Origin of the sequence: Microbacterium hibisci (assembly GCF_015278255.1) — a bacterium.
Lineage (GTDB): Bacteria > Actinomycetota > Actinomycetes > Actinomycetales > Microbacteriaceae > Microbacterium > Microbacterium hibisci.
The window spans coordinates 673750-696561 of the sequence record NZ_JADIJC010000001.1 but is presented as its reverse complement, the minus strand read 5'-3'; the positions used below and the strand labels follow the sequence as shown (position 1 = coordinate 696561).

The 22812-nt window shown below is 70.8% G+C and carries 18 protein-coding genes; 10 read left to right on the top strand and 8 right to left on the bottom strand.

The window, feature by feature from the left end; all coding sequences use genetic code 11:
* Positions 1 to 19 precede the first annotated feature (19 nt).
* Together ftsY and IM770_RS03305 are read left to right on the top strand one after the other, a co-directional pair.
* Positions 20 to 892, top strand: coding sequence for a signal recognition particle-docking protein FtsY (gene ftsY / locus IM770_RS03310; RefSeq protein ID WP_203579666.1), 873 nt, complete (start codon positions 20 to 22; stop codon positions 890 to 892).
* Positions 893 to 973: 81 nt separating this feature from the next.
* Positions 974 to 1474: a DUF2004 domain-containing protein gene (locus IM770_RS03305; RefSeq protein WP_109210622.1), complete on the top strand. Its 501-nt coding sequence runs from the start codon at positions 974 to 976 to the stop codon at positions 1472 to 1474.
* Positions 1475 to 1513: 39 nt separating this feature from the next.
* On the opposite strand, the gene lipA is transcribed toward IM770_RS03305, so the two are convergent.
* Entirely contained in the window at positions 1514 to 2569 is a 1056-nt protein-coding gene (gene lipA, locus IM770_RS03300; RefSeq protein WP_372430628.1) for a lipoyl synthase, read from the bottom strand.
* The gene (gene lipB, locus IM770_RS03295; protein ID WP_239065614.1) at positions 2566 to 3204 is read right to left on the bottom strand and encodes a lipoyl(octanoyl) transferase LipB; all 639 of its coding nucleotides are present in this window, start codon (positions 3202 to 3204) and stop codon (positions 2566 to 2568) included. The genes lipA and lipB overlap by 4 nt, the downstream gene beginning before the upstream one ends.
* A 128-nt stretch (positions 3205 to 3332) precedes the next feature.
* Here lipB and IM770_RS03290 point away from each other — a divergent pair, with 128 nt between their 5' ends.
* The 3 genes from IM770_RS03290 to ffh all read left to right on the top strand — a co-directional run bounded on the left by IM770_RS03290 (position 3333) and on the right by ffh (position 8223).
* The gene (locus IM770_RS03290) at positions 3333 to 4328 is read left to right on the top strand and encodes a TetR family transcriptional regulator (protein ID WP_203579664.1); all 996 of its coding nucleotides are present in this window, start codon (positions 3333 to 3335) and stop codon (positions 4326 to 4328) included.
* 116 nt (positions 4329 to 4444) lie between these two features.
* On the top strand, positions 4445 to 6514 hold the full coding sequence (locus tag IM770_RS03285) for an elongation factor G (protein WP_307785360.1): 2070 nt from the start codon (positions 4445 to 4447) through the stop codon (positions 6512 to 6514).
* 131 nt (positions 6515 to 6645) lie between these two features.
* Positions 6646 to 8223, top strand: a complete 1578-nt coding sequence (gene ffh / locus IM770_RS03280; RefSeq protein WP_203579663.1) for a signal recognition particle protein — start codon at positions 6646 to 6648, stop codon at positions 8221 to 8223.
* Between the two features lie 56 nt (positions 8224 to 8279).
* On the opposite strand, the gene IM770_RS03275 is transcribed toward ffh, so the two are convergent.
* Positions 8280 to 9443 carry a glutamate--cysteine ligase gene (locus tag IM770_RS03275; protein WP_203579662.1) on the bottom strand — a complete coding sequence of 388 codons (1164 nt, stop codon included), beginning with the start codon at positions 9441 to 9443 and terminating at the stop codon, positions 8280 to 8282.
* Between the two features lie 195 nt (positions 9444 to 9638).
* On the opposite strand from IM770_RS03275, the gene rpsP reads away from it, so the two are divergent.
* From rpsP to IM770_RS03255, 4 genes are all read left to right on the top strand, one after another.
* A complete protein-coding gene (rpsP, locus tag IM770_RS03270) occupies positions 9639 to 10070 on the top strand; it encodes a 30S ribosomal protein S16 (RefSeq protein WP_203579661.1) in 432 nt (143 codons plus the stop codon).
* A gap of 4 nt (positions 10071 to 10074) precedes the next feature.
* A complete protein-coding gene (locus IM770_RS03265) occupies positions 10075 to 10305 on the top strand; it encodes an RNA-binding protein (RefSeq protein WP_109210617.1) in 231 nt (76 codons plus the stop codon).
* A complete protein-coding gene (gene rimM / locus IM770_RS03260; protein WP_203579660.1) occupies positions 10298 to 10963 on the top strand; it encodes a ribosome maturation factor RimM in 666 nt (221 codons plus the stop codon). The genes IM770_RS03265 and rimM overlap by 8 nt, the downstream gene beginning before the upstream one ends.
* Positions 10964 to 11063: 100 nt before the next feature.
* Complete coding sequence (locus IM770_RS03255) at positions 11064 to 15107, top strand: bifunctional nitrate reductase/sulfite reductase flavoprotein subunit alpha (RefSeq protein WP_203579659.1); 4044 nt, start codon at positions 11064 to 11066, stop codon at positions 15105 to 15107.
* 178 nt (positions 15108 to 15285) lie between these two features.
* Here the strand turns inward: IM770_RS03255 and IM770_RS03250 are convergent, their stop codons facing one another.
* Complete coding sequence (locus IM770_RS03250) at positions 15286 to 16719, bottom strand: MFS transporter (RefSeq protein ID WP_203579658.1); 1434 nt, start codon at positions 16717 to 16719, stop codon at positions 15286 to 15288.
* A gap of 199 nt (positions 16720 to 16918) precedes the next feature.
* Here IM770_RS03250 and trmD point away from each other — a divergent pair, with 199 nt between their 5' ends.
* Positions 16919 to 17632, top strand: coding sequence for a tRNA (guanosine(37)-N1)-methyltransferase TrmD (gene trmD / locus IM770_RS03245; RefSeq protein WP_203579657.1), 714 nt, complete (start codon positions 16919 to 16921; stop codon positions 17630 to 17632).
* 72 nt (positions 17633 to 17704) lie between these two features.
* On the opposite strand, the gene IM770_RS03240 is transcribed toward trmD, so the two are convergent.
* From IM770_RS03240 to nirB, 4 genes are read right to left on the bottom strand one after another with little or no spacing between them, the layout of a single operon-like run.
* Positions 17705 to 18841, bottom strand: a complete 1137-nt coding sequence (locus IM770_RS03240; RefSeq protein WP_203579656.1) for a uroporphyrinogen-III synthase — start codon at positions 18839 to 18841, stop codon at positions 17705 to 17707.
* On the bottom strand, positions 18838 to 19611 hold the full coding sequence (gene cobA / locus IM770_RS03235; protein WP_203579655.1) for a uroporphyrinogen-III C-methyltransferase: 774 nt from the start codon (positions 19609 to 19611) through the stop codon (positions 18838 to 18840). The genes IM770_RS03240 and cobA overlap by 4 nt, the downstream gene beginning before the upstream one ends.
* On the bottom strand, positions 19608 to 20006 hold the full coding sequence (nirD, locus tag IM770_RS03230; RefSeq protein ID WP_203579654.1) for a nitrite reductase small subunit NirD: 399 nt from the start codon (positions 20004 to 20006) through the stop codon (positions 19608 to 19610). The genes cobA and nirD overlap by 4 nt, the downstream gene beginning before the upstream one ends.
* Positions 20003 to 22582, bottom strand: coding sequence for a nitrite reductase large subunit NirB (gene nirB, locus IM770_RS03225; RefSeq protein WP_203579653.1), 2580 nt, complete (start codon positions 22580 to 22582; stop codon positions 20003 to 20005). Before nirB ends, nirD begins: the two co-directional genes overlap by 4 nt.
* Positions 22583 to 22812: the final 230 nt, after the last annotated feature.

Here is a 22812-nt window from a genome sequence, read left to right as displayed (position 1 = left end):
AGCCAATAGGGTTTAACCCATGGCAGAGAGCTCCTGGTCGCTCGGTCGCGCGCTGCGCGGCATGTTCGTCAAGCCCACGATCGACGAGAACACGTGGGAAGACCTCGAGACGGCGCTGCTGACGGCGGACTTCGGTCCCGACATCACCGAGCGGATCGTCGACGAGCTCCGCGACAAGGTCGAGCGCTTCCGCACCACCGACCCGCGCGACCTCCAGCGCATGCTGAAGGAGACCCTCGAAGAGCACTTCGCGAAGTTCGACACCACCCTGCGTCTCACCGAGCGGCCGGCCGTCGTGCTCGTCGTCGGCGTGAACGGCGTCGGCAAGACCACCACGATCGGCAAGTTCGCCAAGTTCCTGCAGCGCTACGGGCGATCCGTCGTCGTCGGCGCGGCAGACACGTTCCGCGCGGCCGCCGTCGACCAGCTCGCCACCTGGGCCGAGCGAGGCGGGGCGACCATCGTGCGGCCGCAGCAGGAGGGCCAGGATCCGGCATCCGTCGCCTTCCAGACGATCGAGTACGCCAAGAACACCGGCACCGAGATCGTCCTCGTCGACACCGCCGGACGCCTTCACACCAAAGGCGGGCTCATGGACGAGCTCAGCAAGATCCGCCGGGTCATCGAGAAGCAGGCGCCCATCAGTGAGGTGCTGCTCGTGCTCGATGCCACCACCGGCCAGAACGGCGTCATGCAGGCCCAGGCGTTCCTCGAGCACGCCGGGGTGACGGGTCTCGTGATCACGAAGCTCGACGGCTCCGCCAAGGGCGGATTCGTCCTCGCGGTGCAGGAGCGCACCGGAATCCCGGTGAAGCTGCTGGGCCAGGGCGAGGGCATCGGAGACCTCACCGGCTTCACCCCGCACGTGTTCGCGGCATCCCTCGTGGACTGATCCGAGGCGCCGATCGCACCGAATCCGCGCCATGCCGCGTTCGGGCTATCGCCGACGCGCTCGTTGCGCTTTCATGGGGTCATGGCGATCGAGCACGACTACTTCGGACTCCTCGAATCGGGGCCTGACGGATCGATCTTCTGGTCGGAGAACGTCGAGTTGGGCGACCAGTCCGTCACGGTGGATCTGACGGCCCCCGACCAGGACGACGTCTCCGAGGCGGCGCTCGACGTCGCGGCCGCGCTGATCTCCTCGATCGAGGACATCGATCGGAGCGCGCGCAACGCGATGGTGAACGAACTGAGCGATCGCACCAGCGAGGTGACCGAGTACATCCTGCAGCAGCAGGAGGCGCTGGGGGAGGCGCTCGAGGACGTTCTGGTCGACATCTCTGGCGACGTCCACATCGACGTCATCCGCTCGCTGCAGCTCATGAGCATGACGATCCTCGCCGACGAGCACGGCGGCGCCGACCCGTTCGCGGTGCTCGAGTACGCGCTCGACCCCGACGCCACCGACGACGTGCTGCTGGTGAACCTCGACTCGGACGGCGGCGTGCTGTCCGTGACGAGCGCGGACTGAACCCGCGCGGTTCGCCCGGCTTCGCCCGGCCGGCGCGCCTCAGACGGCCTGCGCGAACCCGCGCTCGACGTGTACGTCCTCGGCGATGTGCGCGAGGTGATCGGGGATGCTGCGGCCCTTCGAGAGCATCGACTGCGCCCATAGGCGCCCTGCCCGATACGACGACCGCACGAGCGGGCCGGCCAGCACGCCGAGGAAGCCGATCCGCTCGGCCTCCTCCTTGAACTCCACGAACTCCTGCGGCTTGACCCAGCGGGCGACCGGAAGGTGCCGGGGCGTCGGGCGCAGGTACTGGGTGATCGTGATGATGTCGGTGCCCGCGGCGTGCAGGTCTTCCAGCGCCTGCACGACCTCCTCAGGCTCCTCGCCCATGCCGAGGATGAGGTTCGACTTGGTGATGAGGCCCGCGTCGCGCGCCTGCGTCAGCACGTCGAGCGACCGCTCGTACCGGAAGGCGGGCCGGATGCGCTTGAAGATGCGCGGCACCGTCTCGACGTTGTGCGCGAACACCTCGGGCCGGCTGTCGAAGACCTCTCCCAGCAGCGCCGGGTCGCCGTTGAAGTCGGTCGCCAGGATCTCGACCCCGGTGTTCGGGTTCATCGCGTGGATCTGCCGCACCGTCTCGGCGTGCAGCCACGCGCCGCCGTCGGCCAGGTCGTCGCGCGCGACGCCCGTGACGGTCGCGTACCGCAGGTTCATGCGCACGACGCTCTCGGCCACGCGGCGCGGCTCGTCGATGTCGTAGTCGGCCGGCTTGCCGGTGTCGATCTGGCAGAAGTCGCAGCGGCGGGTGCACTGCGAGCCGCCGATGAGGAACGTCGCCTCGCGGTCCTCCCAGCACTCGTAGATGTTGGGACAGCCGGCCTCCTGGCAGACCGTGTGCAGCTCCTCGGTCTTCACGAGAGAGTGCAGCGCCTGGTACTCCGGTCCCATCTTCGCCCGGGTCTTGATCCAGTCCGGCTTCCGCTCGATGGGCGTCTGGGCGTTGCGCACCTCGAGGCGCAGCAGCTTGCGTCCGTCAGGACCGGAGGAGGGGACGGATGCCGCGCCCGCGGCGCCCGCCGACGCGCTCGAGGCCGTGCCGCACGCGCTCATGCCGGCACCCCCGCGAAGTCGGCGGCGAACACGCGGGTCACGGTGTCGTGCACGTCGGCGGGGGCGATGTCGGCGCCGGCGATCTCGCTGAGCGTCGTCACCCCGGCATCCGTGATCCCGCACGGGATGATCCCGCGGAAGCCGGCGAGGGAGTTGTCGCAGTTGAGGGCGAAGCCGTGCATCGTGACGCCGCGCTGCACGCGCACACCGATGGCGGCGACCTTGTCCTCACCGAGGGGGCGGCGCACCCACACGCCGCTGCGGCCTTCGACCCGATAGCCCTCGACGTCGTACTCGGCGAGCACCTCGATCAGCAGCTGCTCGAGCCGGCGCACGTGTGCGACGACGTCGACCGGTTCGGCCAGCCGGACGATCGGATAGCCGACGAGCTGGCCCGGGCCGTGCCACGTGATCTTGCCGCCGCGGTCGACGTCGACGACGGGCGTGCCGTCGGTCGGGCGTTCGTGACGCGCGGTACGCGCGCCCGCCGTGTACACCGGTTCATGCTCCAGCAGCAGCAGCGTGTCGGGCCGCGTGCCCGCGACCACGCCGGCGTGCACCTCGCGCTGGAGGGCCCAGCCGTCGAGGTAGGGGACGTAGTCGGGGGAGAGGCCGACAGTCTGGATGTCGAGCATCGTGCTCCTTCGCTTGTGGCGATTGCTGGATCGCGTCCAACAATACATCCGGGTCGCCGCGTCGACGCGGGGGCGTGTCCGTCGCCGCGAATCGGCGCGCGCCGCGCGTCGCGCCCTAGGGTGGCTTCATGTCCACGGAGTCGCGCGCGGGAAGGCCCAAGGCGTCGTCGCGTGAGACCATCGCCGAGGCCGCCTGCGAGCTGTTCCTCGAGCAGGGCTACGAGCAGACCTCGATCGTCGACATCGCCCAGCGAGCCGGGGTCAGCCGCTCGAGCTTCTTCAACTACTTCTCATCGAAGTCGGATGTGCTCTGGGCCGGGCTCGACGAGCGGCTCACGACCTTCGAAGAGACCCTCGCCGGCGAGGACGGGACGGATGCCGCAGCCGCCGTCCGCGCCGCGACGCTGGCCATCGCCGACTCGTTCGTGCCCGACAGTCTCGCCCTCGGGATCGTCAATGCCACCGCCATGGGACTCGAGGCGGAGTACGAGCGCGATGCCGCACTGCGCCGTGCGCGCGTGGCGCGGGCGGTGTCGGCGCGCCTGGTGCGCGCCGGTGCCGACCGTGTGCGCGCCGAAGTCGCCGGCGCCGCCTGGGGCGGTGCGGTGCTCGCCGCCATCGAGGCCTGGGCGCACGACGGCGCCGGGCGCACCTCGCTCTCCCGCTTCCTCTCCCTGGCCGCCGACGCGGCGGCGCCGGTGTCATCGCCGGTGCCGGTCGGTGAGGTCGCCCAGCTGCGCGTGGTCGTGCAGGCGGCGGCCTTCGAGCAGACCCTGGCGTTCTATCGCGACGTCGTCGGGATGCCGCAGGCCGAGGCGTATGAGGCAGACGGGGGCGCGCGCGTCGCGATCCTCGCGGCAGGGCGCGCGACGCTCGAGATCGCCAATCCCGCCCAGGTGGAGTTCATCGACCGCGTCGAGACCGACGGCGACGCCCCGAGCGACCGCATCCGCCTGGCGCTCGAGGTGGCAGACACCGATGCCGCGGTCGCGCGTCTGGATCACGGCGGCGCCGAGATCGAGGCGTCCGCCCGCGTCACGCCCTGGAACTCGCGCAACGCGCGCCTGCGGGGTCCGGGCGGTCTCCAGCTCACGCTCTTCCAGGAGCTCGGCCCCGCAGGCTGACCCGCGGTCGCGGAGTCGCCGGCGCATCCGGCGACTCGCGTCCGCGCGGTGCTCTTCCGGCGACGTCCGAGACGGTGGACGATGGTCCCCATCGCACATCGTCGTGGGAGGTCACCGTGGAATCGGCATCCGCGTCCGCCTGGCATTGCTCGGTCGCCCTCGTCGGTGCGACGAGTTCGGGCAAGACGATGCTGGCCGAGGCGCTGCTGCACCGCGCCGGCGCGATCTCGCGCCTCGGGTCGATCGAGCAGGGCACGACCGTGTGCGACCACGAACCCGAGGAGATCGCGCGCCACACGACGCTCGGGCTGTCTCCGGCCTGGCTGTCATGGCGTTTCGCCGACGTGGACCACGGCATCACGCTGATGGACACGCCCGGGCACCCCGACTTCGTGGGGGCCGTCGACGCGGCGCTCGCGGTCGCCGATGTGGCCGTCCTCGTCGTGAGCGCCATCGACGGCGTGACGGCCGGCGCCCGCGCCGCGCGGTCGGCGGCAGGGGCCGCCGGTGTCGCGAGGGTCGTCGTCGTGACGCAGGAGGACCGCGCGCGTGCCTCGTTCCGCGCCGTGCTGGATCAGCTCCGCGGAGAGTTCGGCGACCGCGTCTGGGCGCTGGAACTGCCGGTAGGGGAAGCGCAGTCGTTTCACGGAGTCGCAGACGTCTTGACCGAGCAGGCTGTGCTCTACGACGCCGACGGCGGTCACCACGATGCCCCGGTCCCGTCCGAGCTCGCGGAGGAGGAGCACCGCCTGCACCAGGAGGTCACCGAGGAGATCGTGTCGCGCGACGACGAGCAGCTCGAGGCATACCTCGAGGGGCGCGAGCCGCCGCCGGCCGAGCTCGGACGAACCCTCGCCCGCATGGTGGCCGCGGGTGACGGCATCCCGGTCGTGGTGTGCTCGGCGACGACGGGCACCGGCATCGACCGCGTCCTCGACCTCCTGTGCGAGTTCGCGCCCGCCGTGGCCGACCGTGACAGCAGCATCCTGCTGGGTGTGGACGAAGAAGGCCAGGGAGGCAGCGAGCACGACGTGGCCTCCGACCCTGCGGGCGACACGCTCGTCCACGTATTCCGCACGGTCGCCGACCCGTTCGTGGGCCAGATCGCGATGCTGAAGGTGCTCTCCGGCGTGCTGCGTCCCGGTGACCGCCTGCGCAACGCGACCACAGGCGTCGATGAGCGGATGCCGGGGCTATTCCGACTGCGGGGGGCCGACCACCTGCCGGTCGACGCGCTGCGCGCCGGCGACATCGGGGCCGTCGCCAAGCTCGCCGGCACGCCGTCGGGCTCGCTCCTGTGGAGTCGAGCGCAGACCAACGCCCGGCCTGCGCGGCTTCCCGCTCGACCGCCGGTCTTCGCGACGAGCCTGCGACCGGTGTCGCAGTCGGACGACACGAAGCTCACCACGGCGCTCGGTCGCCTCCTCGCCGAGGACCCGACGCTCGTCGTGGATCGCGCGGGGCCCGACACGATCCTGCGCGGACTCGGCGACACGCACGTGGCGGTCGCGGTCGAGAGACTCGCAAGGGTGCTCGGCGTGCATGTCACGACGGCGCCAGCGCCGGTCGCCTACCGCGAGACGATCGCGCACGGCGCGGCGGCCGAGGGAAAGCTCAAGAAGCAGTCCGGCGGGCACGGTCAGTTCGCCGTCGTCATGCTGCGAGTCGCTCCGCTGCCTCCGGGCGGCGGTTTCGAATTCGTCGACTCGGTGGTCGGCGGCGCCGTGCCGCGCTCCTACATACCGGCGGTCGAGAAGGGCGTGCGCGACGCCCTCGCTTCCGGGGGAACGCTCGGGCATCCCGTCGTCGACGTGCGCGTCGAGCTCTACGACGGCAAGTCGCATTCGGTCGACTCGTCGGAGATGGCCTTCCGCACGGCCGCGGCGATGGGGGTCAGGGCGGCGCTCGCTCAGGCCGGCGCGGTGCTGCTCGAACCGGTCTCCACTGTCGTCGTGACCGTGCCGGCTGCCGGGCAGGGGCTGGTGCTGACGGACCTGTCGGGAAGGCGCGGTCGCGTGGTCGGGACGGAGACCGACGCGGATGGACGCACCCGCGTGATCGCGACCGTCCCTGAGGCCGAGCTTGCGCGGTACGTGCTCGATCTGCGCGCGCTCACCGGCGGTCAGGCGGAGCTGATGCTCACGCCGTCCGGCTACGAGCGCGCGCCCGAGGGTGCCCACGCGTGAAGACGCGGCGCTCCGCCCCGTGAACGCTCGCCCGTCGCGAAGCGCTGCATCGGGCGGCAGATCGGGACAGGCGGGCGGAACGCGGCGACGGCGGCGGGCTGCGGCATCCGCTCGCGTAGAATCGGGGCATCATGGCGACTTTCGGCACTCTCTCCGACCGGCTCACCGAGACCTTCCGCAACCTCCGCACCAAGGGCAAGCTCACGCCCGCGGACGTCGACGGCACGGTCCGTGAGATCCGGCGCGCGCTGCTCGACGCCGACGTGGCGCTGCCCGTCGTCAAGGAGTTCACCGCCAAGGTGCGCGAGCGCGCGCTCGGCGACGAGGTCAACCGGGCGCTCAACCCGGCGCAGCAGGTCGTGCAGATCGTCAACGAGGAGCTCATCGCGATCCTCGGCGGCGAGCAGCGCCGTCTGCAGTTCGCCAAGAACCCGCCGACCGTGATCATGCTTGCGGGCCTCCAGGGATCGGGCAAGACGACGTTCGCCGGAAAGCTCGCCCGCCAGCTCGAGAAGGACGGCCACACGCCGCTCCTCATCGCCGCCGACCTCCAGCGTCCCAACGCCGTCAACCAGCTGCAGGTGGTCGCGCAGCGCGCGGGCGCCGCGATCTACGCGCCCGAGCCCGGCAACGGCGTGGGCGACCCGGTGAAAGTCGCCAGGGACGGCGTCGAGGTCGCCCGTCGTCAGCAGCACGACGTGGTCATCATCGACACCGCCGGGCGTCTCGGCGTCGATGCCGAGCTGATGAAGCAGGCCGCCGACATCCGCAAGGCGACCGACCCCGACGAGGTGCTGTTCGTCATCGACGCGATGATCGGACAGGACGCCGTCAACACCGCCAAGGCGTTCCAGGACGGCGTGGACTTCACCGGCGTCGTGCTGTCGAAGCTCGACGGTGACGCCCGTGGAGGTGCGGCGCTGTCGGTGGCATCCGTGACGGGACGCCCGATCATCTTCGCGTCGACCGGTGAGGGTCTCGAGGACCTCGAGGCGTTCCACCCCGACCGCATGGCGTCGCGCATCCTCGACCTCGGCGACATCCTCACGCTCATCGAGCAGGCGCAGCAGGCCTTCGACGAGGAGGAAGCGCTCAAGGTCGCCGAGAAGCTCGCCACCGAGCAGTTCACTCTCGAGGACTTCCTCGAGCAGATGCAGCAGATGCGCAAGATGGGCTCGATGAAGAAGATGCTCGGGATGCTCCCGGGCATGGGCTCGATGAAGCAGCAGCTCGAGGACTTCGACGAGCGCGAGATCGACCGCACCGAGGCGATCATCCGCTCGATGACACCGGCCGAGCGCCGCAACACCAAGCTCCTCAACGGCTCCCGCCGGCTTCGTATCGCGCGCGGCTCCGGGATGACCGTGACGGACGTCAACCAGCTCGTGCAGCGCTTCGACCAGGCGGCCAAGATGATGAAGACCGTCGCCCGCGGCGGTGTGCCGAACATCCCGGGCATGGGGCCGGTCCCCGGCGCCGGACGCCCGGGTGCCTCGTCCAAGCGCGGCAAGCAGCAGAAGGCCAAGGGCTCGCGGTCGGGCAACCCGGCCAAGCGCGCCGCCGAGAACGCCGGCATCGCCGCGCAGGCCGCTGAGGCGCCGACCGGGTCGGGCTTCGGCCTCGGCGCGGCGGCCGCCGGCGCCGGCGGGAAGGGCATGCCCAGCGAGGCCGACCTCGCCGAACTGCAGAAGATGCTCGGTCGCGGCTGACGCCGGATCGAATGGATGCCGCGCCCGCGGCATCCGTCGCCTGAAACGCCTCGTGGTCAGTGGCCGAGCGCGGCGAGGTGCTCGCGGAGCGTCGGGCCGGAGCGGAACTCGCCGACGAGGTGGCGCACGACCTCGCGGAGGTCGCCGTCCGCCGCGTCGGCGATCGCAAGCTGCCGCGAGTAGCTCGCGCCGCCCGTCATGATCGCCTCGATGCCCGACAGCTCGCGCGCGCACTTGAGCTCGACGGCGATGTCGGCGACCTCTGCCAGCGTCTCGCGCAGGTGATCGGTGACGAGTCGCTGGGTGCCTTCGTGGTCGACGATCACGCGGGCGTCGAGGCCGTAGCGGGCCGCCCGCCACTTGTTCTCGCGGATGAACCACGGCTGGATCGTCTCGAGCGGCAGGCCCTCATCGATCCGCCGCGAGAAGAGCTCGACCAGCGCCTGCACCAGCGCGGCGATCGCGGCGAGCTCGGGCAGCGTCGACATGCCGTCGCACGCGCGCACCTCGATCGTGCCCCAGCGCGGAGCCGGCCTGATGTCCCAGCGCACCTCGGTGGCGTCCTCCATCACTCCGGTGCGCACCATGTCTTCGAGGTACCCCTCGAACTGGCGCCAGTCCTGGAGCGGCCAGGGCAGCCCCGCCGTCGGCAGCTGCTGGAACACCAGTGCGCGATTGGAAGCGTAGCCGGTGCGTTCGCCCGCCCAGAACGGGCTCGAGGCCGACAGCGCCTGCAGGTGCGGGAGGTAGACGGCGAGGGCGTTGATGATGGGGAACACCTTGTTGACGTCGTTCACGCCGACATGGATATGGATGCCCCAGATCATCATGTTGCGTCCCCACCACTGGGTGCGCTCGATGAGCTTGTGATAGCGGGTCTTGTCGGTGACGCTCTGGTCGTACCACTGCGCGAACGGATGGCTGCCCGCGCACAGCAGATCGATGCCGTGCCGGTCGGTGTACGTGCGGACTGCGGCGATCGCGTCGGCGATGTCGTCGACGGCGGCGGCGACCGTGTCGCCGATGCCGCTGGTCACCTCGACGGTGTTCGTGAGCAGCTCGCCCGTGACGGTGTAGCGCTCGAGGCTGGAGTCCTCTTCGAGGGCGGCGAGCAGGTCGGGAGCTGCGGGGATGAGGTCGCCGGACGCGGTGTCGGCGAGCATGAGCTCCCATTCCAGACCGACGGAGGAGCGGGAGGATGTCGCGAAGGGCACCGTCATGGGCACAGTCTCGCATGGGGACACATCGCACCCGCTTGGTTCACGGCATGCTGCGTCATCTGGCAGAATAGAGGGCTGGATCACCCGCTCGACCCTCTATCCAGCGCGGAGATCCTCCCTTCAGAGCTTCCGCCGGGTGTGCACCCCACGCTCCAGGCGATCGGTTCAATCACTTTCCACACATTCAGGAGAATCGTGGCTGTCAAGATCCGTCTCAAGCGCCTCGGCAAGATCCGTGCGCCCTACTACCGCATCGTCGTGGCCGACTCGCGCACCAAGCGCGACGGCCGTGTCATCGAGGAGATCGGCAAGTACCACCCCACCGAGGAGCCCTCGTTCATCGAGGTCGACTCCGAGCGTGCGCAGTACTGGCTGTCGGTCGGCGCGCAGCCGACCGAGCAGGTGCTCGCCATCCTCAAGCTGACCGGCGACTGGGGCCAGTTCAAGGGCGACAAGGACGCGGTCTCGACCGTGAAGACCCGCGAGGACAAGGCCGCCTTCGAGGTGGACTCCTCGAAGAAGTCGGTCATCAAGCCCAAGGCTGAGAAGAAGGCCGAGGAGCCCGCCGAGGCTCCCGCCGACGAGGCGACCGACGCGGCCGACGAGGCCGCCGAGTCCGCCGAGTAATCCGTTGCTCGCCGCCGCGCTCGAACACGTCGTCAAGGGGATCGTCGATCACCCAGACGACGTCCGCATCGACTCGTCCACGTCGCCGCGAGGCGACGTGCTCGAGGTGCACGTCCACCCCGAGGACCGGGGTCGCGTGATCGGGCGCGGCGGCCGCACGGCCAAAGCCCTGCGCACTCTCATCACCGCCCTCGCCGACGGGCGCCGTGTGCGCGTCGACGTGGCGGATGACTGAGGTGTCAGGCGAGAACACCGCGGGATCGGGCGCTGACGCCCGCAAGCCCGTGAACGCCGTTCCCCCCGCCGGCAAGACCCAGCTGCGCGTCGGCCGCCTCGTGAAGGCGCACGGTCTGAAGGGCGCGATCAAGCTCGAGCTGTACACCGACGACCCCGAGGGTCGCTTCGTACCCGGCGCGACCTTCACCCTGCAGGTGCCGGAGTCGTCGCCGTGGCACGGCAAGCCGCTCACGGTGCGCGAGTTCAAGTTCATGAACAGCCACCCGGTGGCGTTCTTCGAGGGCGTGGACGACAGGTCCGCGGCCGAGGAGCTGCTCCGCGCGATCCTGTGGATCGACGAGGACGCGCAGTCCTCACCCGCCGAGGACGACGCCTGGTTCGACCACCAGCTGGTCGGTCTCGACGTGTTCCGCGACGGTCAGGTCGTCGGCAAGGTCGCGCGCGTCGATCATCTCCCGGCGCAGGACCTGCTCATCGTGAAGGTCCGCGACGAAGAGGTGCTCGTGCCGTTCGTCAAGGCGATCGTGCCCGAGGTCGACATCGCCGCCGGGCGCCTGATCGTCACGCCGCCCGCCGGACTCTTCGAGGAGCTTCCGGACGACGGCGACGAGGCTCCCGCCGAGCCCGACGAGGACGAGGACGCTCCCTCGGCCTGAGCGCCTTCACGACGCGGCGCGGCCGCGCGTGCGGCAGATGTGATCTGCGGGAAACACGGCGGGAAACGCCCCGGAACCTCCATCCGGGACCATGTGAGGCATGGGCGAAGTGCGCACCGTGTGCTCCTACTGCGGCGTCGGCTGCGGTATCTCGGTGACGACCTCGCACGCCGGGGCGGGGCATCCGCTCGCCATCGCGAAGGTCGCCGGCGACCGCGCCCACCCGACCAACGCCGGGCGCCTCTGCACGAAGGGCGCGACCCACGCGGAGCTCATGCAGGCTCCCGGGCGCATGACCTCGGCACACGTGCGACCGCGGCGCGGCGAGCCCGCGGCATCGGTTGCGGTCGCTGATGCGGTGACGGATGCCGCGGCCCGCCTGCGCGCGATCCTCGACGAGCACGGCCCCGATGCCATCGCGCTCTACGTCTCGGGACAGATGAGCATGGAGGCGCAGTACCTCTCCAACAAGCTCGTGAAGGGATACCTGCGCGGCATCCACATCGAGTCCAACTCGCGGCTCTGCATGGCCTCGGCCGGAACCGGCTACAAGCAGTCGCTCGGCGCCGATGGGCCTCCCGGCTCGTACGAGGACTTCGACAGGGCCGACCTGTTCTTCGTCATCGGATCGAACACGGCGGACTGCCACCCGATCCTGTTCCTGCGCATGGCGGACCGCCTCAAGCAGGGTGCGAAGCTCATCGTCGTCGACCCGCGCCGGACGACGACGGCCGACCGCGCCGACCTCTTCCTGCAGATCCAGCCGGGCACCGACCTCGCCCTGCTGAACGGGCTGCTGCACCTGCTCGTGCAAGCCGGCGACATCGACGAGGAGTTCATCGCCGCCCACACCGAGGGGTGGGAGCACATGGCAGAGCTTCTCGCCGAGTACCCGCCGACGCGGGTCGCCGAGCTGACGGGGCTCGCCGAGGACGACATCCGCACCGCCGCGCGCTGGATCGGCGAGGCCGGCGAGTGGATGACGCTGTGGACCATGGGACTCAACCAGTCCACGCACGGCACCTGGTCGACGAACGCCATCTGCAACCTGCACCTCGCGACCGGCGCGATCTGCCGGCCCGGCAGCGGGCCGTTCTCGCTGACCGGCCAGCCGAACGCCATGGGCGGCCGCGAGATGGGGTACATGGGGCCGGGCCTGCCGGGCCAGCGCGCAGTCTTCAGTCCCGCCGACCGCTCGTTCGTCGAAGACGTGTGGGAGCTGGAGCCCGGCACCATCCGGGCCGAATCGGGCTCGGGCACGATCGACATGTTCCGCCGGGCCGCGGAGGGTGAGATCAAGGCCGTCTGGATCATCTGCAGCAATCCCGTCGCATCGGTCGCCAACCGCAAGACGGTGATCGAGGCGCTCGAGACCGCCGAGCTCGTCATCGCGCAGGACGTCTACACCGAGACCGCGACGACCGCCTACGCCGACATCCTGCTGCCCGCGACACTGTGGATCGAAGCCGACGGCGTCACGGTCAACAGCGATCGCACGCTGACGCTGGTCCGCGACGTCGTCCCGGCACCGGGGGAGGCGCAGCCGGACTGGCTCACGATCTGCCAGATCGCCCGCGCGATGGGCTTCGAGGGGTTCGACTTCACCTCGAGCGACGAGGTGTTCGACGAGATCCGCCGGTTCTGGAACCCCCAGACCGGGTGGGACCTGCGCGGCGTCACCTACGAGCGGCTGCGAGAGACGCCCGTGCAGTGGCCCGCGCCGCCGGACGACGCCGAGACGCGGCATCCGATCCGCTATCTCAACGACGGCGTGAGCCAGTCGCTCCACGTCGAGGACGACGGCACGGTTCCCCGGCTGGCGTTCGCGACGCCGTCGCGGCGCGCGCAGTTCCTGGCGCGGCCGCACCTCGCGCCGGCCGAGCTGCCCGACGACGACTACCCGTGGGTGCTCAACACCGGCCGCCTGCCGCATCACTGGCACACCTTGACCAAGACCGGCCGCGTGGCCAAGCTCGCGAAGCTGCACCCCGGCCCGTTCGTCGAGGTGCACCCGGACGACGCGCAGAGCCACGGCATCGCCGACGGCGACCAGGTCGAGGTCGCCTCCCGTCGCGGGCGCTTCGTGGTGCCGGCCGTCGTCACCGACCGGGTGCAGCGCGGCGGTCTCTTCGCGCCCTTCCACTGGAACGACGAGCACGGCGAGTACGTCACCGTCAACGCCGTGACGAGCGACGCCGTCGACCCGCTCTCGTCGCAGCCGGAGTTCAAGTTCGCCGCCGTCTCGCTCCGGCGGGTGGGCCCGGGCCCCGGAGCAGCGGAGTCACCCTCGGCGTCCGCGGACGCCGCGCTCGCGGGTGCGGGCGTCGACCTCACCCCGCCGGCGCTCAGTGATCGCGAAGGCGCCTATCTCGCCGGGTTCCTCTCGACGGTCCGGTCGGTGTCGCTCGCGCCGGGCGAGGTGCCCGTGCTGCCGGCGGAGGCGCCGCTCGGGGCCCTGGCCCGCGCCTGGTTCGACGGTGTGCTCGCGGGCGCGTTCTCGCGGGCCGTCGTCACGCAGGCTCCCACGGACGCGGCGGACGAGGTCGTGGTGCTGTGGGGATCGCAGACCGGGAACGCCGAAGAGTTCGCCGCGTCGGCGACTGCGGCCCTCGCCGCACGCGGCATCCCCGCGCGGGCGCGGAGCATGGCTGAACTCCGGGCCACGGATCTCACCGACGTGCGGCGGCTGCTCGTCGTGACCTCCACCTTCGGCGACGGAGGCCCACCCGACAATGCCGCCGCGCTCTGGCACGAGCTGAACGCCGACGGCGCACCCGAGCTGTCGGGGCTCCGCTACGCCGTCCTGGCGCTCGGGGACTCCAACTACGACGACTTCTGCGGCCACGGACGGCGTCTGGACGCGCGGCTGGGCGAACTGGGCGCCACGGCGCTGCTGGAGCGCCTAGACCTCGAACCCGACGCCGACGAACCTCGCGAGGCGTGGCTCACCCAGATCCTCGAGACGCTGACGGCCGAGGGTGCGGCGGTCGCGGCATCCGTCTCCGCACCCGCAGCGCCCGCCCGACGCCTCTTCACACGCGGCAACCCGGTGCACGCCCCGCTCGTGCGCAACGAGCTGCTGAGCGGACCCGGCTCGCAGAAGGAGGTGCGGCGCTTCGCGTTCGACCTGTCCGCGTCGGGCGCCACCTACGAGGCGGGCGACTCGCTCGGCGTGGTGTGCGCGAACTCGCCCGCCGTCGTCGCCGAGTGGCTCGATGCCACCGGCATCGCACCGCACGCGATCGTCGAGCTCGACGGCGAGGAGCGCACCTTCGCCGACGCGCTGCGCACGCGGCTCGACATCACGAAGACGCCGGTCGACCTGGTGCGCTTCATCGCCGAGCGCAGCGGCGACAGCATGCTCGCCGCACTGCTGCGGCGCGAGAACAAGGGTCGGCTGGAGCAGTTCCTGTGGAGCCAGCAGGCCGTCGACCTGGTCCGCGACTTTCCGGTGGGGGCGACGGCAGCGGACTGGGCCGGCGTGCTCAAGCGCCTGCAGCCCCGCCAGTACTCGATCTCGTCGAGCCCGAAGACCGACCCCGACACCGTCGAGCTGACGGTCTCGGTGGTGCGCTTCGAGACCGAGACCGGCCGTGCGCGCGGTGGCGTCTGCTCGACCTTCCTCGCCGACAGCGACGCGCTCGTGGCGCCTGTCTACCTGCAGCGGTCGCCGGCCTTCCGTCCGCCGTCGATCGGTGACAGGCCGATGATCATGATCGGTCCGGGCACGGGCGTGGCACCGTTCCGCAGCTTCCTGCACGACCGTCGCGCCGACGGCCACACCGGCCGCAACTGGCTGTTCTTCGGCGAGCAGCACGCGGCGAGCGACTTCTACTACCGCGACGAGCTCGCCGAGATGCACGAAGACGGATTCCTGACGCGCCTCGACGTCGCCTTCTCACGCGACCAGCGGCAGAAGATCTACGTGCAGGACCGCATGGTCGAGCACGGCGCGCAGCTGTGGCGGTGGCTCGAGGAGGGGGCTCACGTGTACGTGTGCGGCGACGCCCTGCGCATGGCCAAGGACGTCGACGCGACGCTGGTCGCGATCGCGCAGCAGCACGGCAAGCTCTCCGAAGAAGCCGCCGCCGAGTACATCCGTGGCATGGCCGCCGACGAGCGCTACGCCCGCGACGTCTACTGACGTCGGGGCTCGACCGCCCGCGCACCGCTTTCGCATCGCTCACTTTGCCGTTTCGGGCACCGGTTCGCTGCAAAGTGAGCGATTCGAAACGGGACCGGGTGGGCCCATCCCACGCGGACGCAAAGGATGAGCGGATGCCTCGGGTCGAGGCATCCGCTCATCCGCGGTGTGGGCAGGGTCAGATGCGCTGCTTCGCGAGCGAGGTCCGCGGGATGACGTAGACGACCACCGTGAGGAGCAGCAGGCTGGCGTATGCGGCGACGAAGCCGTAGAACGCGGCCTGGTAGCCGCCGGTGGCGAGCTGCGAGGCGTTGAGCACCTGCGGCACCAGGAATCCGCCGTACGCGCCGATCGCGGAGATGAGGCCAAGGGCGGCCGCCGACTTGCGCAGCATCTTCGTCGCCTCGGGCGAGCCGGGCTCGTATCCCTTGGCCTGCGACCGCGCGGCGAAGATGCTCGGGATCATCCGGTATGTCGATCCGTTGCCCATGCCGGTCGCCGCGAACAGCACCAGGAAGCAGGCCAGGAACACGAAGAAGTTGCGCAGCGGGAGCGTCCAGACGAGCGCCAGCGCACCGAGCGCCATGACGGAGAAGGCACCGACGGTCACGCGTGCGCCGCCGAAGCGGTCGGCCAGGCGGCCGCCGTACGGACGGGCGAGCGATCCGACGAGGGCGCCGAGGAAGGCCAGCGTGAGCGACGTCGAGCCGATCTGGAACGTCGAGAAGTCCGGGAACTGGTCGGCGATGAGCTTCGGGAAGACGCTGGCGAAGCCGATGAATGACCCGAAGGTGCCGATGTAGAGGAGGGCCATGATCCACAGGTGCGGCTCGCGCAGTGCCGCCGCGGCCCCTGCGAAGTCCGCCTTCGCGGACGACAGATTGTCCATGTACCGCCATGCGCCCCACATCGCCACCAGGATCAGCGGGATCCACATCCAGCCCGCGAGGGAGATGTTGAGCGTCGCACCGGCGCCGATCGTGACGACGATCGGGACGGCGAACTGCGCGACCGACGTGCCGAGGTTGCCGCCGGCCGCATTGAGGCCGAGCGCCCAGCCCTTCTCCTTCTGCGGGAAGAAGTAGGTGATGTTGGCCATCGAGCTCGCGAAGTTGCCGCCGCCGACGCCGCCGAGGGCCGCGACCAGGAGCAGGACGGCGAACGGTGTTTCGGGGTTCGCCACGACGAATCCGAGCAGGGTCGCCGGAATGAGGAGGAGCGCGGCGGACACGATGGTCCAATTGCGGCCGCCGAAGATCGCGACCATGAAGGTGTAGGGGAAGCGCAGAGTCGCGCCGACCAGGCTCGGTACCGAGATCAGCCAGAAGAGCTCCGAGCTCGACAACGTGAAGCCGGCTGCGGGCAGCATCACGACGACGATGCTCCACAGCTGCCAGATGATGAAGCCGAGGAACTCCGCGAAGATCGACCAGCCGAGGTTGCGGCGGGCGATCGCGCGGCCCTGGGCCTGCCAGAAGATCGGGTTCTCGGCGTTCCAGCCGTCGATCCAGCGGCCGGGACGGTGGACGAGGGTGACCGGCGCGTCGGCCGGCGAGATGGAGCGGGGCGGAGCAGCGGTATCCGTCATCGACGGCGTATCGGTCGTTGTCATGGCGCCTCCCTGATATGCAGACACTGGGGGTGAGTGTGTCTCCCACGCTAGGAAGCGGGTGTTTCGGCCCGTCTGCCCGGGCGGTTACTTCTCCGTCACTTCTGCCTCACCGCTCGCGCGTCCGAGAGGTGGGTGCCCCGTCACACGTCGGAAACACGCTCGGCGGGGCGGCAGAACCCAGGACGGTAATCTCGAAGGCATGCGCGTCGACATCGTCACGATCTTCCCGACGTTCTTCGACGTGCTCGCTGTCTCGCTGATCGGCAAGGCCCGGGATCGCGGCATCCTCGACATGCACGTCCACGATCTGCGCGACTGGACCCACGACCGCCACCGGACCGTCGACGACACCCCGTACGGCGGCGGCGCCGGCATGGTGATGAAGCCCGAGCCGTGGGGCGAGGCGCTCGACGAGGTGCTGACCGACGAGGCGGTGCTGCTCGTGCCGTCGCCGGCGGGGGAGCTGTTCTCGCAGCCGATGGCACGCGAGCTGGCGCAGGAGAAGCACCTGGTGTTCGCCTGCGGGCGCTACGAGGGCATCGACCAGCGCGTCGTCGACCACTACGCGGAGCGCGGCCGGGTGCGCCTCGTCAGCCTCGGGGACTACGTGCTCAACGGCGGCGAGGTCGCTGCGATGGCGGTGATCGAGGCGGTGTCGCGCCTGATCCCCGGCGTCGTCGGGAACCCCGAGAGCCTCGTCGAGGAGTCGCACGAGCTCGGATTGCTGGAGTACCCCAGCTACACCAAGCCCGCCGAGTGGCGCGGGCACGAGGTGCCGCCGGTGCTGCTCAGCGGCAACCACGGTGCGATCGCCGCGTGGCGGCGCGAGCAGAGCCTGGAGCGCACGCGTGCGCACCGGCCCGACCTGCTGCCGACCGACGACGCCGTGGCGGGCGCTGACCCGGCGGTCTGACACGGGCGGCGGCGGGCCGCGGGCGCCCGGCCAAGGCGGGCGCGGACGCCTGCTGTGTCGGGCCCGGACGTCTCAGGCGGGTTCGATGACGTTGAGCCGGTAGCCGCGCTTGACGACGGTCTTCACGAGGTCGGGAACGCCGAGCGACTCGCGCAGGCGGGCGACCGCCATCTCGACAGCGTGCGTGTTCTCACCGGAGCGGGGGAGCGCCGCCTGCAGGCGCGGGCGCGAGACGACGCCGCCCTGTGCGTCGAACAGCGCAGCGACGATGTCGGTGGCGCTGCGAGAGAGCGCGATGTGCCGCCCGTCCAGCACGATCCCGGTGCTGCGCAGCTCGAGGCGGCCCGCCGAAGTGGGGAGCGACGCGGCGCCGCCGCCGCCGAAGTGGGTCACGACAGCCCGCACCAGCGAGCCGAGTCGGCCGCGCTCGGCGATCAGGGGCTGGAGGCCGGCATCCTGCAGCGGCCCGGCGGTGATGGGCCCGACGGCGGCCATCAGCAGCCGCCCTTCGGACTCGCGGTCGACGATCGCCTCGAGCGCGCCCTCCTGACGGGCGGCGGTGATCCACTCGGCCGCTCCGGGAGCCGACGTGAACAGCACCGCGTCCACCTCCCCTTGGGCGGCGGCGACGACCGAGCGCGACACCGCGGCCGGGTCGGGCGGAGGACCCCAGCGGTACACCGTGAGGCTCACCACCTCGGCGCCGGCCTGCGCGAACAGCTCATCCAGTCCGTCGGCACCGGAGCCGTGGTGCTGCACCGCCACGCGACGACCGGCGACGCCCTCGGCCAGCAGGTACTCGCCGAGCTCCGCCGACGTCTCGGACTCTGCCACCCAGTCGGCGGTGAGTCCCGCCTGCTGGATCGCGCCTCGGGCCTTCGGTCCTCTCGCGACGATCTGCGCCCGGCTGAGCGCGGCGTGGAGATCATCGAGCAGCCCCGCCTCGTCGGCGGCCTCCATCCACCCGCGGAAGCCGACGCCCGTCGTCGCGACGACGACATCCGGCGCCTCGGTGATGAGTTCGCGGGTCGCGGCGATCAGGGCGTCGTCGTCGATGTGCGGCACGATCGTGAGCGCCGGGGCGTGGCGCACCTGGGCGCCGTGCCGCTCCAGCGCAGCGGCCAGCTCCGACGAGCGCCGGTCGACGGCGATGACGATCGTGCAGCCCTCGAGCGCGGCCGAGAGGGTGGGACGGGTGGTGGAGCTCAACGGACGATGTCACCTGCCAGCTGGTGTTCGGGAAGCAGCAGCCCCGCGCGGGCGACCTCGCCGACCACGATGACCGCGGGGTTGCGCACGCCGGCGACACCGGCATCCAACACCACCGTACCCAGCGTGCTGTGCGTCGTGCGCTGATCGCGATGGTGGCCGCGCTCGACGATCGCCACGGGGCGGTCGAGCGGCACTCCCGCCTGCAGCGCGTCGGCGACGATGCGGGGGAGCGCGCCGACGCCCATCAGGATCACTGTCGTCACGCTGTCGTCGCGGAGCGCCGCGAGCGTGGCCTCGGTCACCTCGGACGGTCCGTTGACGATGTGCACCGACCCCGCGACGCCGCGATGGGTGATCGGGATGCCGGCCGCCTGCGGGACGGCGACGGCGCTCGAGATGCCCGGCACGACGTCGACCGGGACGCCGGACGCCAGGCACGCGGCGACCTCCTCGCCACCCCGGCCGAAGACGAAGGGGTCGCCGCCCTTGAGGCGCACGACGCGCTTGCCCTGCCGTGCGCGCGAGACGAGCAGCTCGTTGATCTCCTCCTGCGGCACGGGGTGGTGTCCGGGGTGCTTGCCCACGTCGATGATCTCGACATCGGGACCGAGATGGTCGCGGATGTCGGTGGGACCCAGGCGGTCCATCACCACCACCTCGGCGCGCATCAGCAGGCGCCACGCGCGCAGCGTGAGCAGGTCGATCGGGCCCGGGCCGCCGCCGACGAGGTCGACGCGGCCGATCGCGTCCCGTGCACGCCCGCTCATCGATCGCCGTCCCACCGGACCAGCACGTGGCCGCCGTCGACCGCGACCGGCCACACGTGCAGGCTCATCGGCTCCTTGCCCTGCGTGTCGAGGCAGACACCGGTGCGGAGGTCGAACACCTGCTTGTACATCGGCGAGGCGACCGTCGGGACGTCCTGACGAGTGCCCACGATGCCGCGCGAGATGACGTGCGCGTGGCTGTACGGATCGAGATTCGAGACCGCGTGCACGCGCCCGGCCGTGCCGTCGGGGCCGTGCAGCAGGAACAGGGCGATCTGGGTGCCGCCGAGGAGCGCCGCCCTGCCGCGCTCGACCTCCAGGTCGTCGAGGGCGCACACGCGCACCCAGCCGTCGGGAGCGGTGTACTCCTCCGTCTGCGGATCGACGAGGGTCATCGGCGCACCTCCAGGGTCGTTCCGGCGATGAGCACGCGCGAGTCGGCGCGCTCGTCATCGGTGGCGGGTCGGGGCTGTCCGCGCTCGGCGGTGTAGGCGAGGGACGGGTCGGGCGTGGTCGGAGCGTTCACGAACGAGGCGAAGCGGCGGAGCTTCTCGGGGTCTTCGAGCGTCGCCTTCCACTCGTCCTCGTAGGAGTCGAGGTGCGCGGCCATGGCCGCGTCCAGATCGGTGCAGATGCCGAGGCTGTCGTCGAAGATCACCTCGCGCAGACCCTCGATGCCGCCGTCGAGATCCTCGAACCACGGCGCGGTGCGCTGCAGGCGGTCGGCCGTGAAGATGTAGTACATCAGGAAGCGGTCGATCGCCGTCAGCAGCTCGTCGTCGTTCAGGCCTTCGGCCAGCAGCACCGCGTGGCGGGGGGTGAAACCGCCGTTGCCGCCGACGTACATGTTCCAGCCGGACTCGGTCGCGATCACGCCGACGTCCTTGCCGCGCGCCTCGGCGCACTCCCGGGCGCAGCCCGAGACGCCGAGCTTGATCTTGTGGGGCGAGCGCAGTCCCCGGTATCGCAACTCCAGCTGGACGGCCATGCCGACCGAGTCCTGCACGCCGTAACGGCACCAGGTCGAGCCGACGCACGACTTCACCGTGCGCAGCGACTTGCCGTACGCGTGCCCGGACTCGAAGCCCGCGTCGACCAGGCGCTTCCAGATGTCGGGGAGCTGCTCCAGCCGCGCGCCGAACATGTCGATGCGCTGGCCGCCGGTGATCTTGGTGTACAGCCCGAAGTCCTTCGCGACCTGGCCGATGATGAGGAGACCCTCCGGCGTGATCTCGCCGCCGGGGATGCGGGGCACCACCGAGTAGCTGCCGTCCTTCTGGAGGTTCGCCATGACGTGGTCGTTGGTGTCCTGCAGGGTCGCGTTCTCGCCGTCGAGCACGTGGCCGCGCACGAGAGTGGACAGGATGCTGGCGAGAGCGGGCTTGCAGATGTCGCAGCCGCGTCCGGACCCGAAGCGATCGATGACCGCGCTGAAGGTGGTCAGCCCCGAGACGCGCACAGCGTCGAACAGCTGGCGGCGGGACATGTCGAAGTGCTCGCAGATGGCGTTGCTCAGCGCCGCACCCGACTTGGCCAGCTCGGTGCCGACGATCTTCTTGACCATCATCACGCACGAGCCGCAGGCGGCGCCGGCCTTCGTGCAGGCCTTGATGCCTGCGACGTCGGTGCAGCCGTCCTCGTGCACGGCGTGGCGGATCGCGCCGGCGGTGACGCTGTTGCAGGAGCAGACGAGCGCCTCGTCGGGGAGGTCGCCGGTCGGCGCCGCGACGCCGCCTTCGGGCATGAGGTAGGCGGCCGGGTCGCCGCCCAACGCGCCGCCAACGAGGGGACGGAGCGACCCGTACGCTGAGGCGTCGCCAACCAGGATGCCGCCCAAGAGCGTCTTGGCGTCGTCCGACAGCACGAGCTTCTTGTAGACGCCCGCCACCGGGTCCGCGTAGGTGACGTCGAGCGCCCCGGGCGTCTCGGCGAACGCGTCGCCGAAGCTCGCGACGTCCACGCCCGAGAGCTTGAGCTTGGTGGAGAGGTCGTATCCGGGGAAGGATGCCTCGCCCCCGAGCAGCCGCGTCGCAGCGACTTCCGCCATGGCATAGCCGGGGGCGACGAGCCCCACGCACATGCCGTCGTAGTTGGCGACCTCGCCGATCGCGAACACCCGCGGATCGGAGGTCTGGCACCCGGCGTCGACGAGCACGCCGCCGCGCTCGTGGACGTCCAGCCCGGCACCGCGCGCGAGCTCGTCCCGGGGCCGCACGCCGACGGTGAAGACCACGACGTCGGTGCGGGCGTACGTGCCGTCGCGGAACTCGAGCCCCGTCACCTGACCCGATCGGTCGGGGTCGAGGCGCGTGGTCACCGCCTCGGTCTTCACGCTGATGCCGCGCGACTCGATGAGACGGCGCAGTGCGTTGCCGGCGGCGAGATCGAGCTGCGCCGACATCAGCCGGTCGGACGACTGCACCACCGTGCAGTCCACATCGAGCCCCTGCAGTGCTCCGGCGGCCTCCAGCCCGAGCAGGCCGCCGCCGATCACGGTGCCGATGAGCGGTCGGCCGAGCTCGGCCGAGCGACGCTGCACGAACGCCTCCAGCTTCTCGACGTCGTCGAGCGTGCGGTAGACGAAGCATCCCTCCAGTCCGAAGCCGTCGACCGCGAGCCGTGCGGCATACGAGCCGGTCGCCAGCACCAGCCGGTCGTAGGCGACGCTCGTGCCGCTGCGCGTGGTGACGCGCCGCGCTGAGCGGTCGACGCGCGTGACGGCGTCGCCGCGGAGGAAGCGCACACGATCGTCCTCGAGGACGGCCCGCTCGAGCTCGAGGTCTTCGGCCGACGCTCCCGCGAAGAAGCCGGTGAGGCCGACGCGGTCGTACGGGTGCCGCTGCTCCTCGCCGATGAGGGTGACCCGCCATTCCTCACCCGCGCGGCTCAGCAGGCTCTCGACGAACCGGTGGGCGACCATGCCCGCGCCCACGACGACCACATGGGTGCCGAGGGCGGGACTGGTGCTCATGTCGTCACCGTACGCGGGTGATGTTGCAGAGGCGTCAGCGTCATGTTTCCGGCTGTTGACACGGTCGCGGTGGGCCATGGCTCCTCCTCGTGGCGAAGGTCTCGGTGATGTCAGACGCTACGAGCGCGGTGTTTCACCTCCCGGACGGCGGGGGTTACCCCGAGCGAACGTTTCTCTCACACGCCTCGCCGCGGTGATGTGAGAACGGATGCCTCACGCCGGGCGCTTAC